General features: G+C 63.7%; 23 protein-coding genes. All 23 read left to right on the top strand.

The genetic code is table 11. The features are described 5' to 3' along the window. Nucleotides 1-64: 64 nt before the first annotated feature. Entirely contained in the window at nt 65-1,483 is a 1,419-nt protein-coding gene (fliD, locus tag V3314_RS22580) for a flagellar filament capping protein FliD (protein WP_046614592.1), read from the top strand. Nucleotides 1,484-1,617: 134 nt separating this feature from the next. Beyond that, nucleotides 1,618-2,013, top strand: coding sequence for a flagellar export chaperone FliS (fliS, locus tag V3314_RS22575; RefSeq protein WP_046614591.1), 396 nt, complete (start codon nt 1,618-1,620; stop codon nt 2,011-2,013). A 14-nt stretch (nt 2,014-2,027) separates the two neighbouring features. Beyond that, nucleotides 2,028-2,324, top strand: coding sequence for a hypothetical protein (locus V3314_RS22570; protein ID WP_003257286.1), 297 nt, complete (start codon nt 2,028-2,030; stop codon nt 2,322-2,324). Nucleotides 2,325-2,490: 166 nt separating this feature from the next. Beyond that, entirely contained in the window at nt 2,491-3,966 is a 1,476-nt protein-coding gene (gene fleQ, locus V3314_RS22565; RefSeq protein ID WP_046614590.1) for a transcriptional regulator FleQ, read from the top strand. Between the two features lie 383 nt (nt 3,967-4,349). Then, complete coding sequence (locus V3314_RS22560; protein ID WP_230386480.1) at nt 4,350-5,567, top strand: ATP-binding protein; 1,218 nt, start codon at nt 4,350-4,352, stop codon at nt 5,565-5,567. Continuing rightward, nucleotides 5,567-6,922: a sigma-54 dependent transcriptional regulator gene (locus tag V3314_RS22555; RefSeq protein ID WP_046614588.1), complete on the top strand. Its 1,356-nt coding sequence runs from the start codon at nt 5,567-5,569 to the stop codon at nt 6,920-6,922. Before V3314_RS22560 ends, V3314_RS22555 begins: the two co-directional genes overlap by 1 nt. A gap of 219 nt (nt 6,923-7,141) precedes the next feature. Next, on the top strand, nt 7,142-7,474 hold the full coding sequence (gene fliE / locus V3314_RS22550; protein ID WP_013973606.1) for a flagellar hook-basal body complex protein FliE: 333 nt from the start codon (nt 7,142-7,144) through the stop codon (nt 7,472-7,474). A gap of 15 nt (nt 7,475-7,489) precedes the next feature. Then, entirely contained in the window at nt 7,490-9,268 is a 1,779-nt protein-coding gene (gene fliF / locus V3314_RS22545) for a flagellar basal-body MS-ring/collar protein FliF (RefSeq protein WP_046614587.1), read from the top strand. After that, nucleotides 9,261-10,280: a flagellar motor switch protein FliG gene (fliG, locus tag V3314_RS22540; RefSeq protein ID WP_003257289.1), complete on the top strand. Its 1,020-nt coding sequence runs from the start codon at nt 9,261-9,263 to the stop codon at nt 10,278-10,280. Before fliF ends, fliG begins: the two co-directional genes overlap by 8 nt. 182 nt (nt 10,281-10,462) lie before the next feature. Next, the gene (gene fliH / locus V3314_RS22535) at nt 10,463-11,251 is read left to right on the top strand and encodes a flagellar assembly protein FliH (RefSeq protein ID WP_046614586.1); all 789 of its coding nucleotides are present in this window, start codon (nt 10,463-10,465) and stop codon (nt 11,249-11,251) included. Then, a complete protein-coding gene (gene fliI / locus V3314_RS22530) occupies nt 11,241-12,599 on the top strand; it encodes a flagellar protein export ATPase FliI (RefSeq protein ID WP_046614585.1) in 1,359 nt (452 codons plus the stop codon). The genes fliH and fliI overlap by 11 nt, the downstream gene beginning before the upstream one ends. A 6-nt stretch (nt 12,600-12,605) precedes the next feature. Beyond that, nucleotides 12,606-13,058, top strand: coding sequence for a flagellar export protein FliJ (fliJ, locus tag V3314_RS22525; protein WP_046614584.1), 453 nt, complete (start codon nt 12,606-12,608; stop codon nt 13,056-13,058). Nucleotides 13,059-13,249: 191 nt separating this feature from the next. Then, nucleotides 13,250-13,555, top strand: a complete 306-nt coding sequence (locus V3314_RS22520) for an STAS domain-containing protein (RefSeq protein WP_013973600.1) — start codon at nt 13,250-13,252, stop codon at nt 13,553-13,555. Between the two features lie 8 nt (nt 13,556-13,563). Next, nucleotides 13,564-15,255, top strand: coding sequence for a fused response regulator/phosphatase (locus V3314_RS22515; protein ID WP_046614583.1), 1,692 nt, complete (start codon nt 13,564-13,566; stop codon nt 15,253-15,255). A gap of 48 nt (nt 15,256-15,303) precedes the next feature. After that, nucleotides 15,304-15,651, top strand: a complete 348-nt coding sequence (locus V3314_RS22510) for an Hpt domain-containing protein (protein ID WP_046614582.1) — start codon at nt 15,304-15,306, stop codon at nt 15,649-15,651. Between the two features lie 72 nt (nt 15,652-15,723). Then, a complete protein-coding gene (locus V3314_RS22505; protein ID WP_046614581.1) occupies nt 15,724-16,992 on the top strand; it encodes a flagellar hook-length control protein FliK in 1,269 nt (422 codons plus the stop codon). 218 nt (nt 16,993-17,210) lie between these two features. Further along, nucleotides 17,211-17,708: a flagellar basal body-associated protein FliL gene (gene fliL / locus V3314_RS22500; protein ID WP_025340078.1), complete on the top strand. Its 498-nt coding sequence runs from the start codon at nt 17,211-17,213 to the stop codon at nt 17,706-17,708. Nucleotides 17,709-17,717: 9 nt separating this feature from the next. Continuing rightward, nucleotides 17,718-18,686 (top strand): flagellar motor switch protein FliM, encoded by a 969-nt coding sequence (gene fliM / locus V3314_RS22495; protein ID WP_013973595.1) that lies wholly within the window; start codon nt 17,718-17,720, stop codon nt 18,684-18,686. A gap of 47 nt (nt 18,687-18,733) precedes the next feature. After that, complete coding sequence (gene fliN, locus V3314_RS22490) at nt 18,734-19,204, top strand: flagellar motor switch protein FliN (protein ID WP_046614701.1); 471 nt, start codon at nt 18,734-18,736, stop codon at nt 19,202-19,204. Between the two features lie 12 nt (nt 19,205-19,216). After that, nucleotides 19,217-19,651, top strand: a complete 435-nt coding sequence (gene fliO, locus V3314_RS22485) for a flagellar biosynthetic protein FliO (protein WP_046614700.1) — start codon at nt 19,217-19,219, stop codon at nt 19,649-19,651. After that, a complete protein-coding gene (gene fliP, locus V3314_RS22480) occupies nt 19,651-20,406 on the top strand; it encodes a flagellar type III secretion system pore protein FliP (protein WP_003257293.1) in 756 nt (251 codons plus the stop codon). Before fliO ends, fliP begins: the two co-directional genes overlap by 1 nt. Nucleotides 20,407-20,427: 21 nt before the next feature. Then, the gene (gene fliQ / locus V3314_RS22475) at nt 20,428-20,697 is read left to right on the top strand and encodes a flagellar biosynthesis protein FliQ (RefSeq protein WP_046614580.1); all 270 of its coding nucleotides are present in this window, start codon (nt 20,428-20,430) and stop codon (nt 20,695-20,697) included. A 7-nt stretch (nt 20,698-20,704) separates the two neighbouring features. After that, on the top strand, nt 20,705-21,481 hold the full coding sequence (gene fliR, locus V3314_RS22470; protein WP_046614579.1) for a flagellar biosynthetic protein FliR: 777 nt from the start codon (nt 20,705-20,707) through the stop codon (nt 21,479-21,481).

The following is a 21,481-nucleotide window of genomic DNA, read 5'->3' as shown; positions in this document are numbered from 1 at the left end:
CAATGAAGTGATGCATGTCAGTCCCGCAGGAGCGGGTTGACGCGTTGATGAGAGGGACTACAGCATGGCAAGCCCGATTACTTCCAGTACAGGCCTGGGTTCTGGTCTCAACATTACCGATATCGTGACCGCGCTGGTCAAGGCCGATACATCCGCCAAGCAGGCGCAGATCACTCGGCAAACCAGCAACAATACTGCGATGATTTCGGGTATCGGCTCGCTGCGCAGTGCCCTCACGGCATTCCAGGACGCCATGAAGGCGCTCAACAACAAGGATGCGCCGTCGTTCAACGCCTATGCAGCGACCTCGGCCAACGAGTCGGTGGTCAAGATCAAGTCCAGCAACACGGCCGTGCCGGGTAGCTACGACATCGTGGTGGACAAGCTGGCCACCAGCTCGAAAGTCGCCAGCCAGCAGTTCGCCGGCGGTGCCAGCAGTGCGATCACGGCTGGCAAGCTGACCATCAGCCAGGGTGGCAAGACCTATGATCTGGATGTGGCCAGCGGTGCCACGCTGCAGAGCGTGCGTGACCAGATCAACAAGGAAATGAGCGCCAACGGTATTTCCGCTAACATCGTCAATGAAGAAGGTGGCTCGCGCCTGGTGCTCAGCTCGACCACCACCGGTGCCGGCAGTGACATTTCCCTGAGCGGTATCCCCGAGCTGACCATCGATGGCACCACGCAGATGTCCGGCACTGGCGCCGGCTTCATCACTGCCAAGGCGCAGGACGCCGAGCTGACCATCGACGGTCTGAAGGTCAAGAGTGCCTCCAATACCCTCGATAGCGCGATCAGCGGCATGACCCTCGAGCTGACCGGGGTCAGCCCCAAGGCCAGCGGCGTCGCCACTGGTACGCCGACCGCGGTCACCGTTGCGGCGGACAACGATGGCCTGAAGAAGTCGGTCCAGAGCTTCGTCGATGCCTACAATACGCTGCAGAAGGCGATCACTTCGCTCACGTCGACCAGCCGTGATGACGATGACAAGCTGGTGCTCGGCCCGCTCACCAACGACCCGACCACCCGCTCTCTGCTGGGTGATGTGCGCAAGGTGCTGAGTGAGGTGGGGGCCGGCGACCAGCTGACCACGCTGAGCCAGTTGGGTATCAACACCCAGAAGGATGGCACGCTCGAATTCAACAGCAGCAAGTTCACCTCGGCGATGAACGACAAGAAGCTCGGCCCGGAAGTGCAGGAGCTGTTCACCGGCACCGACGGTATCTTCGAGCGCATGAACAAGGCCATCGATCCTTACAACAAGACCGATGGTAGCCTTGCAACGCGCAAGTCGAACCTTGACAAGGCGGTCTCGGAACTGGCCAACCAGCAGGCCGCGCTCGATCGCCGCACCGAGTCCCTGACCGAATCGCTGACCAAGAAGTACGTGGCCCTGGACACCGCCCTGGGCAAGATGAAGGCCCAGGCCGACCAGATCACCTCGATCTTCGAAGCGATCAACGCCCAGGCCAAGAAATCCTGATCGGCTGAACATGCCAAAAGCCCGGCGGCGTCCCCAAGATGCCCCGGGCTTTTTGCTTTTTCCCTAAAGTTTTTTGACGTACAGGCGATACAGCAGGTACAAGCAACTTTTTACCGCAGCAACGAGGCAGATCCATGAACCCGATGTTGGCCCTTCGGCAGTACCAGAAAGTCAACGGCGCAGCGCAGACGTCCGAAGCCAGCCCGCACCGCCTGGTGCAGATGCTCATGCAGGGCGGCCTTGATCGCATGGCGCAGGCCAAGGGTGCCATTGCCCGCAACGACATCGCGCAACGGGGCATCCTTATCGGCAAGGCCATCGACATCATCGGCGGCCTGCGTGAAGGCCTGGACCTGGAAAACCATGCCGACAGCCTGGCTGAGCTGGACAGCTTGTACATGTACATGAGCCGCCGCCTGGTAGAGGCCAACGTCACAGGTGACCCGGCCATCATCGACGAGGTCGCGCGCCTGCTGATCACTGTGAAGGAAGGTTGGGACGCAATCGGCGATCAGTCGTCGGCTTCCTGATAAAGGAGGATGACATGAGCGAAGTAATCGCCCGGATCGAGCAGACTCGGGAAATGCTGCTGGCGGCACTGGCCGAGCGTAACTGGGAGGCTGTGGGCGAGCTCGACCTGGAATGCCGCTTGCGCATCGGTGACATGGTGAGCGAGGCGAAAGGCAACGAGGCCGATGTCAGTGCCAGCCTTGAGCAGTTGTTGGCCGTATATCGTCAACTAATCGATGTTGCAAGTGGTGAACGTCAATCCTTGGTGGACGAAATGACGAAAATCCGTCAGGCGAAGAACGCGGCAAAGGTATACCATTTGTTCACCTGACCACAGACGTTGCCAAAAGCCATGCGCCATTAATTTGACTGGCTGGTTTTTTTTGACTTTACTAGTGGCTGTTTTCGAATTTCAGACGTCCGAACACTGACCATTCAGTCGGAATGATGTCGAGCACGCCCTCGGGCGCCGATATGACTAGGGAAGTTGCTATTGCATGTGGCGTGAAACCAAGATTCTGCTGATCGACGACGACAGCGCACGCCGCCGCGACCTGGCGGTGGTGCTTAACTTCCTCGGCGAAGAAAACCTCGCTTGCTCCAGCCAGGACTGGCAGCAGGTGGTCGAGCCGTTGTCTTCGAGTCGCGAAGTGCTGTGCGTGCTTATCGGCACTGTAAATGCCCCGGGCAGTGTGCTTGGGCTCGTTAAGACAGTGGCTGGGTGGGATGAGTTCCTTCCGGTTCTGCTTTTAGGTGAAATTTCTTCTGCGGAGTTCCCGGAAGACCTTCGCCGCCGGGTGCTTTCCAACCTGGAAATGCCGCCAAGCTACAGCCAGCTGCTGGATTCGCTGCACCGTGCCCAGGTCTATCGCGAGATGTACGACCAGGCGCGCGAGCGTGGTCGCCAGCGCGAACCTAACCTGTTCCGCAGCCTTGTCGGTACCAGCCGTGCCATTCAGCACGTGCGGCAGATGATGCAGCAGGTTGCCGATACCGATGCCAGCGTGCTGATCCTGGGTGAGTCCGGCACCGGCAAGGAAGTGGTCGCGCGCAACCTGCACTACCATTCCAAGCGCCGCGAAGCGCCGTTCGTGCCGGTCAACTGCGGTGCGATCCCGGCCGAACTGCTGGAAAGCGAACTGTTCGGCCACGAGAAGGGCGCCTTCACCGGGGCGATCACCAGCCGTGCCGGGCGTTTCGAGCTGGCCAACGGCGGTACACTGTTCCTCGACGAAATCGGCGACATGCCGTTGCCGATGCAGGTCAAGCTGTTGCGCGTACTGCAGGAGCGTACCTTCGAGCGCGTGGGTAGCAACAAGACCCAGAGCATCGACGTGCGCATCATCGCCGCGACCCACAAGAACCTCGAGACCATGATCGAGGAGGGCACGTTCCGCGAAGACCTGTACTACCGCCTGAACGTGTTCCCCATCGAGATGGCGCCGCTGCGTGAGCGGGTGGAAGACATCCCGCTGCTGATGAACGAGCTGATCTCGCGCATGGAGCACGAGAAGCGCGGCTCTATCCGCTTCAACTCCGCGTCGATCATGTCGCTGTGTCGCCATGGCTGGCCGGGCAATGTGCGTGAACTGGCCAACCTGGTCGAGCGCATGGCGATCATGCACCCGTACGGGGTGATTGGCGTGTCCGAGCTGCCGAAGAAATTCCGTTACGTCGATGACGAAGACGAGCAGATGGTCGACAGCCTGCGCAGCGACCTGGAAGAGCGCGTGGCGATCAACGGCCATACGCCGAACTTCAGCAACCACGCCATGTTGCCACCTGAAGGCCTGGACCTGAAGGACTACCTGGGTAGCCTGGAGCAAGGCCTGATACAGCAGGCGCTGGACGATGCCAACGGTATCGTTGCACGCGCAGCTGAACGTTTGCGTATTCGCCGCACCACCCTGGTCGAGAAGATGCGCAAGTACGGCATGAGCCGTCAGGGCGGCGAGGAACAGGCGGAGGATTGACGCCTGTCGGTTGCCTGTACCGGCCTCTTCGCGGGCACGCCCGCTCCCACAGGATCGATGCACAGCTTGAATTCGGTGATATCCCTGTGGGAGCGGGCAAGCCCGCGAAGAGGCCGGCACAGGGAGCCAAAATCTCCAGTACTGCGCAAGGCTTGAAGCCTGCACGGTCCCTGTGGGAGCGGGCATGCCCGCGAAGAGGCCGGTACAGGGAGCCAAAATCTCCAGTACTGCGCAAGGCTTGAAGCCTGCACGGTCCCTGCGGGAGCGGGTTCACCCGCGAAGAGGCCGGCACAGCCAGCCAAAATCCCTATCTCCGGCACGGCTATTGCTACACCCTTGGCAACACACCGTTTTTATGACGGTCAGCCACGCGAGAGAGCAAGATGCCCCAGGCCGCCCACGTATCCCTAGCCCCCGATCCGCAGGGGCAATCCCTGGTCGAGCAGGAAAGCCGCCAGGGTGTCGAACAAGCCTTCGCCCTGTTCAATCAGGTGTCCAGCCAGCTGAGCCAGTCCTACAGCCTGCTCGAAGCCCGGGTCAGCGAACTCAAGGGCGAGCTGGCGGTGGTCAGCGCCCAGCGCATCGATGAACTGAGCGAAAAGGAACGCCTGGCCAACCGCCTGCAGAACCTGCTGGACCTGCTGCCCGGCGGGGTGATCGTGATCGATGGCCAGGGCCTGGTACGCGAAGCCAACCCGGCCGCCTGCGAACTGCTCGGCGAGCCGCTGGTCGGCCAGCTGTGGCGCCAGGTGATCGCCCGCAGCTTTGCCCCGCGCAAGGATGACGGTCACGAAGTCTCGCTACGTGATGGCCGCCGCCTGTCCATTGCCACTCGCTCGCTGGATGCCGAGCCTGGCCAGCTGGTGTTGCTCAACGACCTGACCGAAACCCGTCGCCTGCAAGACCAATTGGCCCGCCACGAGCGCCTGTCGTCGTTGGGGCGCATGGTCGCTTCGCTGGCGCACCAGATTCGCACGCCACTGTCGGCGGCGATGCTCTACGCCAGCCACCTGGCTGATCCCGAACAGGAGCTGGGCGCGGAAACCCGCCAGCGCTTTGCCGGCACCTTGAAGGAGCGCCTGCACGAGCTGGAACACCAGGTACGCGACATGCTGGTGTTCGCCCGTGGCGAGCTGCCGTTGAGTGATCGGGTCACGCCAAAAGCCTTGTTCCAGGCCCTGCAGCAGGCTGCCCAGGTGCATGTGCAGGGGCACGCCGTGCGCTGGCAGTGCGACAGCCACCTGGGTGAGCTGCTATGCAACCGCGACACCCTGATTGGTGCATTGCTCAACCTGATCGAAAATGCGCTGCAAGCCAGCGATGGCCCGGCGCGACTGAAGGTGCACCTGTTCCGCCGCGAGCGCAGCCTGCACCTGTGTGTAAGCGACGCCGGCAGTGGCATCGATGCCGAGCTGCTCGGCCGCCTGGGCGAGCCGTTCCTCACCACCAAGGCCACTGGCACCGGCCTGGGCCTGGCCGTGGTCAAGGCCGTGGTGCGCGCGCACCAGGGTACGCTGCGCCTGCGCTCGAAGGTTGGCCGTGGTACCTGTGTGCGAGTGGAGCTGCCGTTGATCGACGGGCAGCTGGCGGAGGGCATGTGATGGCGATCAAGGTGCTGCTGGTCGAGGACGACCGCGTACTGCGCCAGGCGCTGAGCGATACCCTGGAAATCGGCGGCTTCGCCTACCAGGCGGTGGGCAGTGCCGAAGAAGCGCTGGAAGCGGTGCTGGAGGAGGCCTTCAGCCTGGTAGTCAGCGATGTGAACATGCCAGGCATGGATGGGCACCAACTGCTGGCCCAGCTGCGCCGCCAGCATCCGCAATTGCCCGTGTTGCTCATGACTGCGCATGCAGCGGTGGAGCGTGCCGTCGAGGCGATGCGCCAAGGGGCCGCCGACTATCTGGTCAAGCCATTCGAGCCCAAGGCATTGCTCAGCCTGGTCGAGCGGCATGCCGCCGGGCGCGTGGCTGAAGAGGAAGGCCCGGTGGCCTGCGAACCGGCCAGTCGACAGTTGCTGGAATTGGCCGCACGGGTGGCGCGCAGTGACTCGACCGTGCTGATTTCCGGCGAATCCGGTACCGGCAAGGAAGTGCTTGCGCGCTTCATTCACCAGCAGTCGCCGCGGGCGGCGCAGCCTTTCGTGGCGATCAATTGTGCTGCCATCCCCGACAACATGCTCGAGGCCACGCTGTTCGGCCACGAGAAGGGTGCCTTTACCGGTGCCATCGCTGCCCAGGCCGGCAAGTTCGAGCAGGCCGAAGGTGGCACCTTGCTGCTCGACGAAATATCGGAAATGCCAATGGCCTTGCAGGCCAAGCTGCTGCGGGTGCTGCAGGAGCGCGAGGTGGAGCGCGTAGGCGGGCGCAAGCCGATCAGCCTGGATATCCGCGTGCTGGCCACCACCAACCGTGACTTGGCTGGCGAAGTGGCGGCCGGGCGTTTCCGCGAGGATCTTTATTACCGCCTGTCGGTGTTCCCCCTGGCCTGGCGCCCGCTGCGCGAACGCCCGGGTGACATTCTGCAACTGGCCGAGCGCCTTTTGGCGCGTCACGTGGCCAAGATGAAGCATGCCCCGGTGCAGCTGTCGCCCCAGGCCCGGGCCTGCCTGCAGGCGTATGCCTGGCCGGGCAATGTACGCGAACTGGACAACGCCCTGCAGCGGGCGCTGATCCTGCAGCAGGGAGGGGTGATCGAGGCGGCGGATTTTTGTCTGGCAGGCGCCATTCCATTGTCAGCTGGCATCGAGCCATCGCCAGAGGTGGTAGCCGAGGCTGGCGGGCTGGGCGATGACATGCGTCGTCATGAGTACCAGATGATCATCGACACCCTGCGCGCCGAGCGCGGCCGCCGCAAAGAGGCGGCCGAACGCCTGGGGATAAGCCCGCGTACCCTGCGCTACAAGCTGGCGCAGATGCGCGATGCCGGGTTTGACGTCGAGGCCAGCCTGTTCGGCTGACGGGCAATATATACCGCTGCTGGCGCGGTCCCCGTGTGGGAGCGGGCGTGCCCGCGAAGAATTCGACGCGGTGGCGGGCACCGGCTGCGCCGGTGTTCGCGGGCACGCCCGCTCCCACAGGGATCGCGTTGCTCGCCAAGGCTGGCACCTTTGTTGCTTTAGGTTGGCTATCCGCCGCATCACTGTCAAAAAAATGCGGCCGCAGGAGAGAGAAGGGTCATGAGCCAAGGTGTTGAATTCAATCGTCTGATGTTGGACATGCGGGCCATGCAGGCCGATGCCATGTCGCTGCCCAAGGTGGCTGCCGCCCCCGAGTTGGCACCGGGGCAGAGTACCTTTGCCGACATGCTCGGCCAGGCCATCGGCAAGGTGCATGAGACGCAGCAGGCTTCGACCCAGTTGGCCAACGCGTTCGAGATCGGCAAGAGTGGTGTCGACCTCACCGACGTGATGATCGCTTCGCAAAAGGCCAGTGTGTCGATGCAGGCACTGACCCAGGTACGCAACAAGCTGGTCCAGGCGTACCAGGACATCATGCAGATGCCGGTTTGAGGACGGACGTAAACCATGGCTGAAGCAGTCGTCGACAACCCCCCTGCCAAAAGCGGCCCGCCCGCGGCCAAGCCGCCGCTGTTCGGCATGGCGTTTCTGGAAAACATCGCGCAGATGCCCATGCTGCGTCAGATCGGCCTTCTGGTCGGCCTGGCCGCCAGCGTGGCGATCGGCTTTGCCGTGGTGCTGTGGTCGCAACAACCCGATTACCGTCCGCTGTACGGCAGCCTGGCGGGCATGGACACCAAGCAGGTCATGGATACCCTGGCCGCTGCCGACATCCCTTACAACGTCGAGCCCAATTCCGGCGCTCTGCTGGTCAAGGCCGACGACCTCTCCCGTGCGCGCCTGAAACTGGCGGCCGCCGGCGTGGCACCGAGCGATGGCAATGTCGGCTTCGAGCTGCTCGACAAGGAGCAGGGCCTGGGCACCAGCCAGTTCATGGAAGCCACCCGTTACCGTCGCAGCCTGGAAGGCGAACTGGCGCGTACCGTGTCCAGCCTGAACAACGTCAAGGGTGCGCGCGTGCACCTGGCCATCCCGAAAAGCTCGGTGTTCGTGCGTGACGAACGCAAGCCCAGTGCTTCGGTACTGGTCGAGCTGTACCCGGGCCGTGCCCTGGAAGCCGGGCAGGTGATGGCCATCGTCAACCTGGTTGCCACCAGCGTGCCGGAACTGGACAAGTCCCAGGTCACCGTGGTCGACCAGAAGGGCAACCTGCTGTCCGAGCAGATCCAGGACACCGCCCTGACTCAGGCAGGCAAACAGTTCGACTACAGCCGCCGGGTGGAAAGCATGCTCACCCAGCGGGTGCACAATATCCTGCAGCCGGTGCTGGGCAATGACCGCTACAAGGCGGAAGTGTCCGCCGACCTCGACTTCAGCGCGGTCGAATCCACCTCCGAGCAGTTCAACCCAGACCAGCCGGCGCTGCGCAGCGAGCAGTCGGTCGACGAACAACGTGCCAGCAGCCAGGGCCCGCAAGGTGTGCCCGGCGCGCTGAGCAACCAGCCGCCAGGCCCGGCCTCGGCACCGCAGACCACCGGTGGTGCCGCTACCCCGGCCGCGGCCATCCAGCCTGGCCAGCCGCTGGTGGATGCCAACGGCCAGCAGATCATGGACCCGGCCACCGGCCAGCCGATGCTCGCGCCGTACCCGTCGGACAAGCGCCAGCAAAGCACCAAGAACTTCGAGCTGGACCGTTCCATCAGCCACACCCGCCAGCAGCAGGGGCGCATGACCCGCCTGTCGGTGGCGGTGGTGGTGGACGACCAGGTCAAGATCGACCCGGCCACCGGCGACGCCACTCGTGCGCCATGGGGCGCCGAGGACCTGGCACGCTTCACTCGCCTGGTACAGGACGCGGTCGGCTTCGATGCCAGCCGTGGCGACAGCGTGACGGTGATCAACGTACCGTTCGCCGCTGACCGTGGCGAAGAGATCGCCGACATCGCCTTCTACCAGCAGCCGTGGTTCTGGGACATCGTCAAGCAAGTGCTGGGCGTGGTGTTCATCCTGGTGCTGGTGTTCGGTGTGCTGCGGCCGGTACTGAACAACATTACAGGGGGCGGCAAGCAGGCTGCCTCGGATAGCGACATGGAGCTGGGCGGCATGATGGGTCTGGATGGCGAACTGGCCAACGACCGCGTCAGCCTGGGTGGCCCGACAAGCATTCTGCTGCCTAGCCCGAACGAGGGTTACGAGGCACAGCTCAACGCAATCAAAGGCCTGGTGGCCGAAGACCCGGGCCGGGTTGCCCAGGTCGTGAAAGAGTGGATCAACGCCGATGAGTGATAACCGAGCCGTTACCGCCAAGCTGAGCCGCGTCGACAAGGCAGCGATCCTCCTGCTTTCGCTGGGCGAGACCGATGCCGCCCAGGTGCTGCGGCACATGGGGCCCAAGGAAGTGCAGCGGGTGGGTGTGGCCATGGCGCAGATGGGCAATGTGCACCGTGAACAGGTCGAGCAGGTGATGAGCGAGTTCGTCGAAATCGTCGGCGACCAGACCAGCCTGGGCGTGGGCTCCGATGCCTATATCCGCAAGATGCTCAACCAGGCCCTGGGCGAGGACAAGGCCAACGGCCTGGTCGACCGCATCCTGCTCGGTGGCAACACCAGCGGCCTGGACAGCCTGAAGTGGATGGAGCCGCGCGCCGTTGCCGACGTGATCCGCTACGAGCACCCGCAGATCCAGGCCATCGTGGTTGCCTACCTCGACCCCGACCAGGCCGGCGAAGTGCTGAGCAACTTCGACCACAAGGTGCGCCTGGACATCGTCCTTCGCGTGTCGTCGCTGAACACCGTGCAGCCGGCGGCGTTGAAGGAGCTGAACCAGATCCTCGAGAAGCAGTTCTCGGGCAACTCCAACGCGGCGCGTACCACCTTGGGCGGCATCAAGCGCGCCGCCGACATCATGAACTTCCTCGACAGCTCGGTGGAAGGTGCACTGATGGACGCGATCCGCGAAATCGACAGCGACCTGTCGGAGCAGATCGAAGACCTGATGTTCGTCTTCAACAACCTGGCCGACGTCGACGACCGTGGCATCCAGGCGCTGCTGCGCGAAGTCTCGTCCGACGTGCTGGTGGTGTCGCTCAAGGGCGCCGACGAGCGGGTCAAGGACAAGATCTTCAAGAACATGTCCAAACGTGCGTCGGAGCTGTTGCGCGACGACCTGGAGGCCAAGGGGCCGGTGCGGGTCAGCGACGTGGAGACGGCGCAGAAGGAAATCCTCACCATCGCCCGCCGCATGGCCGAGGCCGGCGAGATCGTGCTCGGCGGCAAGGGTGCCGAGGAAATGATCTGATCCACCAGGGCAGGCAAATGAATTTTGCGGCCTGGTGCGGTACTTGTGGGAGCTGGCTTGCCGGCGATGAGGCCGGCCCAGGCACCGCTGCTGTATGGCAAGGGCTTCGCCCTTGATCGCCGGCAAGCCAGCTCCCACAGGGCCCCGCATTTGTCGAACAGGCTTGTTGAGTACCTGAAAACATGTCCACCAAAGAACATCACCCCAGCGACCTGATCCGCGCCCGCGACCTCGAGGGCGTGGACGTATGGGCGCTGCCCAGCTTCGACCCGGAGCCTGAGCCCGAACCGGAGCCGGAACCCGAGGTAGTCGAGGAAGAAGTCGAGGAAGTGCCGCTGGAAGAAGTCCAGCCGCTGACCCTGGAAGAACTCGAGGCCATCCGCCAGGAGGCCTACAACGAAGGCTTCGCCACCGGTGAGCGCGAGGGCTTCCATAGCACCCAGCTCAAGGTCCGCCAGGAAGCCGAAGAAGCACTGAAGACCAAGCTGGAAAGCCTCGATCGGCTGATGACCAACCTGATGGAGCCGATCGCCGAGCAGGACACGCAGATCGAGAAGGCCCTGGTCCACCTGGTGGCGCACATGACCCGCCAGGTGATCGGTCGTGAACTGCGCGGCGATTCCAGCCAGATCACCCAGGTACTGCGCGAAGCGCTCAAGCTGCTGCCCATGGGCGCGGACAATATCCGCATCCACCTCAACCCGCAGGATTTCGAGCTGGTCAAGGCCCTGCGCGAACGCCATGAGGAAAGCTGGCGGCTGCTCGAGGACAGCGCACTGCTACCAGGCGGCTGCCGTATCGAGACCGCGCACAGCCGCATCGACGCAACCATGGAAACCCGCATCGAGAAAGCCGTGACACAACTGTTCGACCAGTTGCACGACCATTCGCTGCACCCGGCAGCGCCGGACATGACGATAGACCTGAATAGCCTGCCAGAGCACGCCGTGGGTAGCCCGGATGCATCTTGAGCGCACCAGTTTCGGCAAGCGCCTGGGCAGTTACGCCGAGGCCATCGAGCTGCCGGCCCAGCCCGTCGTCGAGGGCCGCCTGCTGCGCATGGTCGGCCTCACCCTGGAAGCCGAAGGCCTGCGCGCTGCAGTCGGCAGCCGCTGCCTGGTAATCAACGACGACAGCTACCACCCGGTGCAGGTGGAGGCCGAAGTCATGGGCTTTGCCGGGCCCAAGGTATTCCTCATGCCGGTCGGCAGCATCGTCGGCATCGCCCCCGGCGCCCGGGTGGTGCCGCTGGATGACAGCGGCCGCCTGCCCATGGGCATGAGCATGCTCGGTCGCGTGCTCGACGGCGCCGGCCGCGCGCTGGATGGCAAGGGCGGGATGAAGGCCGAGGACTGGGTGCCGATGGACGGCCCGGTGATCAATCCGTTGAATCGCGACCCCATCAGCAAGCCGCTGGATGTGGGTATTCGCAGCATCAATGGCCTGCTCACCGTCGGACGCGGCCAGCGCCTGGGCCTGTTTGCCGGTACCGGTGTGGGCAAGTCGGTGTTGCTGGGCATGATGACCCGCTTCACCGAAGCCGAGATCATCGTCGTCGGCCTGATCGGTGAGCGGGGTCGCGAGGTCAAGGAGTTCATCGAGCATATCCTTGGTGAAGAAGGCCTCAAGCGCTCGGTGGTGGTCGCTTCGCCCGCCGACGATGCGCCGCTGATGCGCTTGCGTGCTGCCATGTATTGCACGCGTATTGCCGAGTACTTCCGCGACAAGGGCAAGAACGTGCTGTTGCTGATGGACTCGCTGACCCGTTTCGCCCAGGCCCAGCGTGAAATTGCCCTGGCCATCGGCGAGCCGCCGGCCACCCGGGGTTACCCGCCGTCGGTGTTCGCCAAGCTGCCCAAGCTGGTGGAGCGGGCCGGTAACGGCGAGCCTGGTGGTGGTTCGATCACCGCGTTCTATACCGTGTTGTCCGAGGGTGACGACCAGCAGGACCCGATTGCCGACTCGGCGCGTGGTGTGCTCGATGGCCACTTCGTGCTGTCGAGGCGGCTGGCCGAGGAAGGCCACTACCCGGCCATCGACATCGAGGCCTCGATCAGCCGGGTCATGCCCCAGGTGGTCGATGCCGACCATTTGCGCCAGGCGCAAAAGTTCAAGCAATTGTGGTCGCGGCTGTCGCAAAGCCGCGATCTGATCAGCGTGGGTGCCTATGTGGCCGGTGGCGACCCGGAAACCGACCTGGCCATTGCCCTGCAATCGAAGCTGCTGGAGTTTCTGCGCCAGGGCCTGCGCGAGAGCGTGGACATGGCGCAAAGCCGCGAACAGTTGGGGGCGATCTTTGCGCCCCCGGCGGGCGGTTGATAGGCCATGGCGCTGCCCGGACGTGCCGCGCGCCTGGCGCCGGTGGTGGACATGGCCGAAGAGGCCGAGCGCCAGGCCGCCCAGCGCCTTGGGCAGTTCCAGCAGCAGGTGGCCACGGCCCAGGCCAAGCTGGCCGAGCTCGAGCGGTTTCGCGAGGATTACCAGCTGCAATGGATCAACCGTGGCGGGCAGGGGGTAAACGGTAGCTGGCTGGTCAATTACCAGCGCTTCCTCGGGCAGCTGGAAACGGCCATGACCCAGCAGCGCCAGAGCCTGGTCTGGCACCAGAACAACCTCAACAACGCGCGCGGCACATGGCAGCAGGCCTATGCCCGTGTCGAAGGCTTGCGCAAGCTGGTGCAGCGCTACCAGGAGGAAGCTCGGCGGGCCGAAGACAAGCGTGAGCAGCGCTTGCTCGACGAGCTGTCACAACGCCTGCCGCGGCAGAATCACTTATAGCCTGTACTGGCCTCTTCGCGGGTAAACCCGCTCCCACGGCTACGGGGCAGGTTTCGAATTCGCGGAGATCCTGTGGGAGCGGGTTTACCCGCGAAGAGGCCGGGACGGGCAGCCCCCATGCTTGCCACCCCCGCCATCGCCTGCTAAACCTGTAAGGAGTTGCATCCGCCATCATCGAAGGAATCGCTAGCATGGCAGTCGAGACTGATTTTTCGCAGGACGGGAAAAAGCTGACGATAAAGATCAAGGGGCGCTTCGATTTCGGCAAGCACCAGGAATTTCGTGATGCCTACGAACGCCAGCCCAGCCGGCCCGACTCGGTGGTCGTCGACCTGAAGGACACTACCTACCTCGACAGTTCCGCGCTCGGCATGCTGCTGTTGCTGCGTGACCATGCGGGCGGCGATGAGTCGGATGTGCGTGTGGTGCATGCCAGCTCCGACGTGCGCAAGATCCTCGCCATCTCCAATTTCGAAAAACTCTTCGATATCAGTTGAGCGCCGATATGCCGGCCGAACAGGCGTTGACCGTGCTGGTTGCCGAAGACGGTGCCGCCGACCGCCTGCTGCTGGCGCAGATCGTGCGCCGTCAGGGCCATCAGGTATTCACCGCGGAAAACGGCGAGCAGGCGGTGGCGCTGTTCATCGAGCGGCGCCCGCAACTGGTGCTGCTGGATGCGTTGATGCCGGTGATGGATGGCTTCGAGGCGGCACGGCAGATCAAGGCGCTGGCGGGCGAAGCGCTGGTGCCGATCATTTTCCTGACTTCATTGAACGAGGAGGAAGGCCTGGTGCGCTGCCTGGAGGCCGGGGGCGACGACTTCATGGCCAAGCCCTACAGTGCGGTGATCCTCGGCGCCAAGATCCGCGCCATGGACCGCCTGCGACGGCTGCAGGCCACCGTGCTGGAGCAGCGCGACCAGATTGCCCGGCACCACCACCACCTGCTCAATGAGCAGCGGGTGGCCAAGGCAGTATTCGACAAGGTGGCCCACTCCGGCTGCCTGGCCGCGCCCAACATTCGCTATCTGCAATCGCCCTATGCGCTGTTCAATGGCGACCTGATGCTGGCCGCGTTCACCCCGTCCGGTGACATGCGGGTGCTGCTCGGCGATTTCACCGGCCACGGCCTGCCGGCGGCGGTGGGCGCCATGCCGCTGGCCGAAGTGTTCTACGGCATGACTGCCAAGGGCTACGGCATGGCGCAGATCCTGCGCGAGATGAACGCCAAGCTCAAACGTATCCTGCCGGTGGACATGTTCTGTTGTGCGCTGCTGCTCAACCTCAGCATGCAGCGCGGTTCGGTGGAAGTGTGGAACGGCGGCATGCCCGATGGTTATCGCCTGGCAGTGGACGGTCAAGTGCTGTCGGCGCTGACTTCGCGACACCTGCCGCTGGGTATCCTGGATGCCGAGCGTTTCGATGACAGTACCGAAGTGTTGCCGCTGGCGCCGGGCGAGCGCCTGCTGTTGCTGTCGGACGGCGTGCTGGACACCGCCGACGACCGGGAACGCCTGTTCGGTGTGCAGCGCCTGCTCAGGGTGCTGGCCGACAATCGTGACCCGGTGCGGTTGTTCGACGAAGTGATGCAGGCCCTGGAGCGCTTTGGCGGGCGCCCGCGCGATGACATCAGCCTGTGCGACATTCGTATGTTCAGCGCCGAGGAGCGGGTGCCGGCGCCGATGATCTACTCTGATAGCGGCCGCTCCAGCCCGCTGGACTGGTCGCTGGGGTTCGAGGTTCGTGGCCAGAGCCTCAAGCGCTTCAATCCGGTGCCGTACCTGGTGCAGTTGTTGCAGGAGATTCACGGCCTGCGCGCGCGTACCGGCAACCTGCACAGCGTGCTCAGCGAGCTGTATTCCAATGCCTTGGAGCACGGCGTATTGGGGCTGGACTCGCAGCTCAAGTGTGATGTGCAGGGCTTTGCCGACTATTATCAGGAACGCGCCCGGCGCCTTGGAGTGCTGACCGACGGTTACGTGCGCATCGATTTCCAGGTTGAACCGCATGCAGGCGGTGGGCGTCTGATGATCGAGGTGCGTGACAGTGGTGCGGGGTTCGATGTGCAACGGGTGTTGTCGCGGCCCTCGCTGGAGCAGGGGCTGAGCGGGCGTGGCCTGAACCTGGTGCGGCGGCTTGCTACCAGCGCGCACTGGAGTGAGGGCGGGCGTTGCGCGCATGTGGAGTTCGTCTGGTGAGCCACGGGTTGGCTCGGGCATAATCTGGCTTGATCAAGGAGTGAACAAGTGACTGACTTGCATATTGACCACAAGGTACTCAGTGACCTGCGTGCGGTCATGGAAGATGGCTACCTGCAGTTGGTGCAGACTTTTCTCGACGATTCCGAACGGCGCCTGGGCCAGCTGCACGCGGCCAAAAGTGCCGAAGAGCTCGGTTCCGCAGCCCACAGTTTCAAGGGCAGCAGCAGCAACATGGGCGCGTTTGCGTTGGCCAGCTTGTGCCAGCAACTGGAGGAGCGTGCAAGGCAGCGTCCTTTGTATGGCATCGAGGACCTGATCAACCGCATCGACCACGAATTCATCGAGGTGCAGCGCTTCTACCAAAGTGAGCAGCAACGCATTTTGGCGGGTTGATACAAGACTTGGCGCGAGTCTTGCCTGTCTCTGGCTGGATGTTTTTTTTGTTTCTGGCGCGGAGACCGCTCGATGCCTGTCGCACCCAACCCATTGTTGCAAGGCAACGCCATTGCCAACACCTCGCGCTCGGCCCCCGTACAGGCCGACAAGCCGCTGCAGGCGCCGGGCGACAAGGGCGACGGCTTCGGCCAGGTAATGGCCAGGCAGGGTCGAGACAAGGCTGCCGGGCAGGACGACAAGGTCGCCCAGACCAAGCCCAAGGACAAGCCCGAGGCGGCACAGGGCGGCAAGAAAGACCCTGCCGACAAACCCGCGGTTGCCGATGACGGCAAACAATTGCCAGCCGACGACCAGGCCCAGGCCGACACCGGCTTGCGCGATGCCAGCCTGGTGGCCGGCCAGGTAACCGACGCCCAGCCTGGCGCACAACTGATCCAGGCCCAGGCCGAAGCGGTGGCGCCGGTGTTGCAGGCCGCCACGGCGCAGGCGCAGGTCACCGCCGAGCTGCCCGAGGAGCCGGTCGCCGAGGAAGCCTTCGACCCTGACTCCGACCCTTTGGCCAACCTGCCTACCCTGCGCCTGGCGCTGGAACAAAGCGCCCAGGCCAAGGGAGCGACGTCGGCGCATGCCTTGGACCCTTCGCAAGCTCAGGGCGAAGAGGGGCAGATGGCCGTCAATACCTTGGCGAATCTGGTCGAGAATGCCGAGGGTGAAACGGGCGAGCCTGGCGACAAGGCCTTTGCTGGCTTGCTCGAAGATGGCCTGAAAGACACCAAGAGCGCTGGCAGCGATACACGCGTAGACGATTTCGCCAACCGCCTGGCCAACCTGACCCAGGCTGCCACGGCCAAGACCGCCAATGCCGTGCCGGCCAATGCCAGCCCATTGCACCAACCGTTGCCGATGAACCAGAACGCCTGGGCCGAGGGCCTGGTCAACCGGGTCATGTACCTGTCCAGCCAGAACCTCAAATCGGCGGATATCCAGCTGGAGCCGGCGGAACTGGGCCGCCTGGACATTCGCGTCAATGTTGCGACGGACCAGTCGACCCAGGTCACCTTCATCAGCGGCCACGCCGGCGTGCGTGACGCCCTTGACAGCCAGGTGCACCGCCTGCGCGAGTTGTTCGCCCAGCAGGGGCTGGCACAGCCGGACGTCAACGTGGCCGACCAGTCGCGCGGGCAGCAGCAACAGCAGCAGGGGCAGGCACAGGGCAGCAACCTGTCCGGGGTGGCGGCGCGCCGGGCCGAGCGGGGTGGGGCAGAGGCAGTCGATAGCGCCCGGCCTGTGGAGCAGCAGGTGGTTGTTGGCGACAGTGCGGTCGATTACTACGCCTGATAACCGTTAGCCTGAGCCGGCCTCTTCGCGGGCGCGCCCGCTCCCACAGGAATTTCATCGGTTTCGAATCCTGTGCGTTGCCTGTGGGAGCGGGCGTGCCCGCGAAGAAGGCAGCACCGCAAAACCTGCTGGAACCCATCCTCTGCGAAATCTGGCATAACACTTGCTCAAGCCAAGCCATCCTCCCTTGAACCCCCGATGGACGACGGATTATTGGCATGGCGAAGAGCGAAGCAGTCAAAGACCCCGCCACTAAAGGCAAACTCAAGCTGATCCTGCTGGCAGTCGTTGGCCTGTTGCTGGCGATCGGCCTTTCGGTGGGCGCTACCTGGTTCATCATGCACAAGAGCGAGCCGGCCCCGGCCGCCGATCCTGCAGCCAGCAACGTCAAGCCAGCGGCCATCTACGAAGCGCTGGCCCCGGCCTTCGTGGTCAACTTCAACCAGAACGGCCGCCAGCGCTACATGCAGGTGAGCATCACCCTGCAAGCGCGCAGCCAGGCTGACCTGGATGCGCTCAAGGTGCACATGCCGGTGATCCGCAACAACCTGGTGATGATGTTCTCCGGGCAAGGCTTCGACACCCTGGCCGGCAGCCCGGTGGGGCAGGAAATGTTGCGCCAGAAGGCCACCGCAGTGGTTCAGGAAGTGGCGCAGAAGGAAGTCGGCAAGCCGGTCGTCGACCAGTTGCTGTTCACCAATTTCGTATTGCAGTAGGAGTCCGCAATGGCCGTACAGGACCTGCTGTCCCAGGATGAAATCGATGCCCTGTTGCATGGCGTCGACGACGGGCTGGTGCAGACCGAGAGTGCATCCGAGCCTGGCAGCATCAAAAGCTACGACCTGACCAGTCAGGACCGTATCGTGCGGGGTCGCATGCCGACCCTGGAAATGATCAACGAGCGTTTCGCCCGTTATACCCGTATCAGCATGTTCAACCTGCTGCGCCGCTCCGCCGACGTGGCGGTGGGTGGCGTGCAGGTGATGAAGTTCGGCGAATACGTGCACTCGCTGTACGTGCCGACCAGCCTCAACCTGGTCAAGATCAAGCCGCTGCGCGGTACCTCGCTGTTCATCCTCGACGCCAAGCTGGTGTTCAAGCTGGTGGACAACTTCTTCGGCGGCGACGGCCGCCACGCCAAGATCGAAGGCCGCGAGTTCACCCCCACCGAGTTGCGCGTGGTGCGCATGGTGCTGGACCAGTGTTTCGTCGACCTCAAGGAAGCCTGGCAGGCAATCATGCCGGTCACCTTCGAGTACATGAACTCCGAGGTAAACCCGGCCATGGCCAACATTGTCGGCCCCAGCGAGGCAGTGGTGGTATCCACCTTCCACATCGAGCTGGACGGCGGTGGCGGCGACCTGCATGTGACCATGCCGTACTCGATGATCGAGCCGGTGCGGGAAATGCTGGATGCTGGTTTCCAGTCCGACCTGGACGACCAGGACGAGCGCTGGGTCAAGGCCCTGCGCGAGGACGTGCTGGACGTTGCCGTGCCGCTGACCGCCACGGTTGCCCGGCGCCAGCTGAAGCTGCGCGACATCCTGCACATGCAGCCCGGCGATGTGATCCCGGTGGAACTGCCCGAGCACCTGGTGCTGCGCGCCAACGGCGTGCCGTCGTTCAAGGCGCGCCTGGGTTCGCACAAGGGCAACCTGGCGCTGCAGATCATCGACCCGATCGAACGCCGCTGACGGCGTGCCGGTCGCTCATAACGAATTGAATGCCTGTCGAGGAAACCATGGCTAACGAAAACGAGATCACCTCTGCAGAGGACCAGGCGCTGGCCGATGAATGGGCTGCGGCACTGGAAGAAACCGGTGCTGCCGGCCAGGCAGATATCGATGCACTCCTGGGTGGCGACACCGGTAGCAGCACTGGCGGCGCGGGCCGCCTGCCGATGGAGGAATTCGCCAGCTCGCCGAAGCCGAGCGAAAACGTCAGCCTCGAAGGCCCTAACCTGGACGTGATCCTGGATATCCCGGTGAACATTTCCATGGAAGTGGGCAGCACCGAGATCAACATCCGCAACCTGCTGCAGCTCAACCAGGGCTCGGTGATCGAACTCGACCGCCTGGCCGGCGAGCCGCTCGACGTGCTGGTCAACGGCACGCTGATCGCCCATGGCGAAGTGGTGGTGGTCAACGAGAAGTTCGGCATCCGCCTGACCGACGTGATCAGTCCCAGCGAACGTATCAAGAAGCTGCGCTGAGTGAAGGGCACGATGCGCGCCATCGCGGCGGTCGCCGCGCTGCTCGCCAGCCAGGCCTGCCTGGCCGCGGCCACACCGGCGGCAACCCCGGCAACCGCGCCTGGCAGCCTCGGTGGGCAGCTGGCGCAGATGGTCTTCGGCCTGCTGTTGGTGGTCGGCCTGATCTTCTTCCTGGCCTGGTTGCTGCGGCGCATGCAAAGCACGGCGGTGAAGGGCGGGCAGGTGATCGAGATCGTCGGCAGCCGGGCCATTGGCCCGCGTGACCGCCTGCTGCTGGTGCAGGTGGGCAAGGAGCAGATCCTGATCGGCCATACCCCCGGCAGCATCGAGACCCTGCATGTGCTGGCCGAACCCGTGGAAGTGCCGGAAAACGCCCGCCAGGCGACGCCGGAGTTTGCCCAGCGGCTGATGGAGCTGATGGGCAAGGACCCTAAGGACAAGAAGTGATGAGTGGCGCGCTGCGTGTGTTGTTGACTCTGGCGCTGCTGCTGGCTGCGCCGCTGGCCCTGGGGGCCGACCCGCTGTCGATCCCGGCCATTACCCTGTCCAATACCGCGGACGGGCAGCAGGAGTATTCGGTCAGCCTGCAGATCCTGCTGATCATGACGGCGCTCAGCTTCATCCCGGCGTTCGTCATCCTGATGACCAGCTTCACCCGTATCATCATCGTGTTCTCGATCCTGCGGCAGGCCCTGGGCCTGCAGCAGACGCCGTCGAACCAGCTGCTGACCGGCATGGCGCTGTTCCTGACCATGTTCATCATGGCGCCGGTGTTCGACCGGGTGAACCAGGACGCGCTGCAGCCGTACCTGAAAGAGCAGATGACCGCCCAGCAGGCCATCGACAAGGCCCAGGGGCCGCTCAAGGACTTCATGCTGGCACAAACCCGGCAAAGCGACCTCGACTTGTTCATGCGCCTGTCCAAGCGTACCGACATCGCCGGCCCGGACCAGGTGCCGCTGACGATCCTGGTGCCGGCGTTCGTCACCTCCGAGCTGAAGACCGCGTTCCAGATCGGTTTCATGATCTTCATCCCGTTCCTGATCATCGACATGGTGGTGGCCAGTGTGCTGATGGCAATGGGCATGATGATGCTGTCGCCGCTGATCATTTCGCTGCCGTTCAAGATCATGCTGTTCGTGCTGGTCGATGGCTGGGCCCTGATCATGGGTACCCTGGCCAGCAGTTTCGGCGGCGTCTGACGCCGTCAAGGAGAGCCGCCGATGACACCTGAAGTCGCAGTCGACCTGTTCCGTGATGCCCTGTGGCTGACCACCCTGATGGTCGCCATACTGGTAGTGCCCAGCCTGCTGGTGGGCCTGGTGGTGGCGATGTTCCAGGCCGCCACGCAGATCAACGAACAGACCCTGAGCTTTCTGCCGCGCCTGCTGGTGATGCTGATCACGCTGATCGTCGCCGGGCCGTGGCTGGTGCAGAAGTTCATGGAGTACTTCACCAGCCTCTACACCAGCATCCCGCAGCTGATCGGTTGACGTGCCGATGCTGGAGCTGACCGACACGCAGATCGGCACCTGGGTCGCCACCTTCATCCTGCCGTTGTTCCGGGTGACGGCGGTGCTGATGACCATGCCCATCTTCGGTACCCGCATGCTGCCTGCGCGGGTGCGCCTGTACGTGGCGGTGGCCATCACCGTGGTGATCGTCCCGGCCCTGCCGCCCCTGCCCGAGTTCGACCCGTTGAGCCTGCGCGGCCTGCTGCTGTGTGCCGAACAGGTCATCGTCGGCGCCTTGTTCGGGTTGTCGTTGCAGTTGTTGTTCCAGGCTTTCGTGATCGCTGGCCAGATCGTCGCGGTGCAGATGGGCATGGCCTTCGCGTCGATGGTCGACCCGGCCAACGGCGTCAACGTTGCGGTGATCAGCCAGTTCATGACCATGCTGGTGAGCGTGCTGTTCCTGCTGATGAACGGTCATCTGGTGGCGTTCGAGGTGCTGACCGAAAGCTTCACCACCTTGCCGGTGGGCAATGCGCTGGTAGTCAATCAGTTCTGGGAGATGGCGGGACGCCTGGGCTGGGTGTTCGGCGCCGGCCTGCTGCTGATCCTGCCGGCTATCGCCGCGCTGCTGGTGGTGAACATCGCCTTTGGCGTGATGACGCGTGCCGCGCCGCAGTTGAACATTTTCTCCATCGGTTTTCCGCTTACCCTGGTCATGGGCATGTTCATTTTCTGGGTCGGCCTGGCCGACATACTTTCCCATTACCAGGCATTGGCCAGCGAAGCGCTGCAATGGCTGCGTGAACTGGCGAGGGCGCGCTGA

The organism is Pseudomonas sp. TE3-3-F2023 (assembly GCF_036784815.1).
GTDB classification, from domain to species: domain Bacteria; phylum Pseudomonadota; class Gammaproteobacteria; order Pseudomonadales; family Pseudomonadaceae; genus Aquipseudomonas; species Aquipseudomonas pudica.
The sequence above is the reverse complement of the archived record's forward strand: the minus strand, read 5'-3'. Positions and strand labels throughout refer to the sequence as shown.

Excerpts from the sequence above, each read along its gene's own strand:
- fliE (WP_013973606.1), top strand. The coding sequence starts at position 7,142 with ATGAGCCAAGGTGTTGAATTCAATCGTCTGATGTTGGACATGCGGGCC.
- fliD (WP_046614592.1), top strand. The coding sequence starts at position 65 with ATGGCAAGCCCGATTACTTCCAGTACAGGCCTGGGTTCTGGTCTCAAC.
- V3314_RS22555 (WP_046614588.1), top strand. The coding sequence starts at position 5,567 with ATGGCGATCAAGGTGCTGCTGGTCGAGGACGACCGCGTACTGCGCCAG.
- V3314_RS22515 (WP_046614583.1), top strand. The coding sequence starts at position 13,564 with ATGCCGGCCGAACAGGCGTTGACCGTGCTGGTTGCCGAAGACGGTGCC.
- fliO (WP_046614700.1), top strand. The coding sequence starts at position 19,217 with ATGCGCGCCATCGCGGCGGTCGCCGCGCTGCTCGCCAGCCAGGCCTGC.
- fliQ (WP_046614580.1), top strand. The coding sequence starts at position 20,428 with ATGACACCTGAAGTCGCAGTCGACCTGTTCCGTGATGCCCTGTGGCTG.
- fliI (WP_046614585.1), top strand. The coding sequence starts at position 11,241 with ATGCATCTTGAGCGCACCAGTTTCGGCAAGCGCCTGGGCAGTTACGCC.
- fliG (WP_003257289.1), top strand. The coding sequence starts at position 9,261 with ATGAGTGATAACCGAGCCGTTACCGCCAAGCTGAGCCGCGTCGACAAG.
- fliH (WP_046614586.1), top strand. The coding sequence starts at position 10,463 with ATGTCCACCAAAGAACATCACCCCAGCGACCTGATCCGCGCCCGCGAC.
- fleQ (WP_046614590.1), top strand. The coding sequence starts at position 2,491 with ATGTGGCGTGAAACCAAGATTCTGCTGATCGACGACGACAGCGCACGC.
- fliS (WP_046614591.1), top strand. The coding sequence starts at position 1,618 with ATGAACCCGATGTTGGCCCTTCGGCAGTACCAGAAAGTCAACGGCGCA.
- fliJ (WP_046614584.1), top strand. The coding sequence starts at position 12,606 with ATGGCGCTGCCCGGACGTGCCGCGCGCCTGGCGCCGGTGGTGGACATG.
- fliM (WP_013973595.1), top strand. The coding sequence starts at position 17,718 with ATGGCCGTACAGGACCTGCTGTCCCAGGATGAAATCGATGCCCTGTTG.
- fliF (WP_046614587.1), top strand. The coding sequence starts at position 7,490 with ATGGCTGAAGCAGTCGTCGACAACCCCCCTGCCAAAAGCGGCCCGCCC.
- V3314_RS22505 (WP_046614581.1), top strand. The coding sequence starts at position 15,724 with ATGCCTGTCGCACCCAACCCATTGTTGCAAGGCAACGCCATTGCCAAC.
- V3314_RS22520 (WP_013973600.1), top strand. The coding sequence starts at position 13,250 with ATGGCAGTCGAGACTGATTTTTCGCAGGACGGGAAAAAGCTGACGATA.
- V3314_RS22560 (WP_230386480.1), top strand. The coding sequence starts at position 4,350 with ATGCCCCAGGCCGCCCACGTATCCCTAGCCCCCGATCCGCAGGGGCAA.
- fliL (WP_025340078.1), top strand. The coding sequence starts at position 17,211 with ATGGCGAAGAGCGAAGCAGTCAAAGACCCCGCCACTAAAGGCAAACTC.
- fliR (WP_046614579.1), top strand. The coding sequence starts at position 20,705 with ATGCTGGAGCTGACCGACACGCAGATCGGCACCTGGGTCGCCACCTTC.
- V3314_RS22570 (WP_003257286.1), top strand. The coding sequence starts at position 2,028 with ATGAGCGAAGTAATCGCCCGGATCGAGCAGACTCGGGAAATGCTGCTG.
- fliP (WP_003257293.1), top strand. The coding sequence starts at position 19,651 with ATGAGTGGCGCGCTGCGTGTGTTGTTGACTCTGGCGCTGCTGCTGGCT.
- fliN (WP_046614701.1), top strand. The coding sequence starts at position 18,734 with ATGGCTAACGAAAACGAGATCACCTCTGCAGAGGACCAGGCGCTGGCC.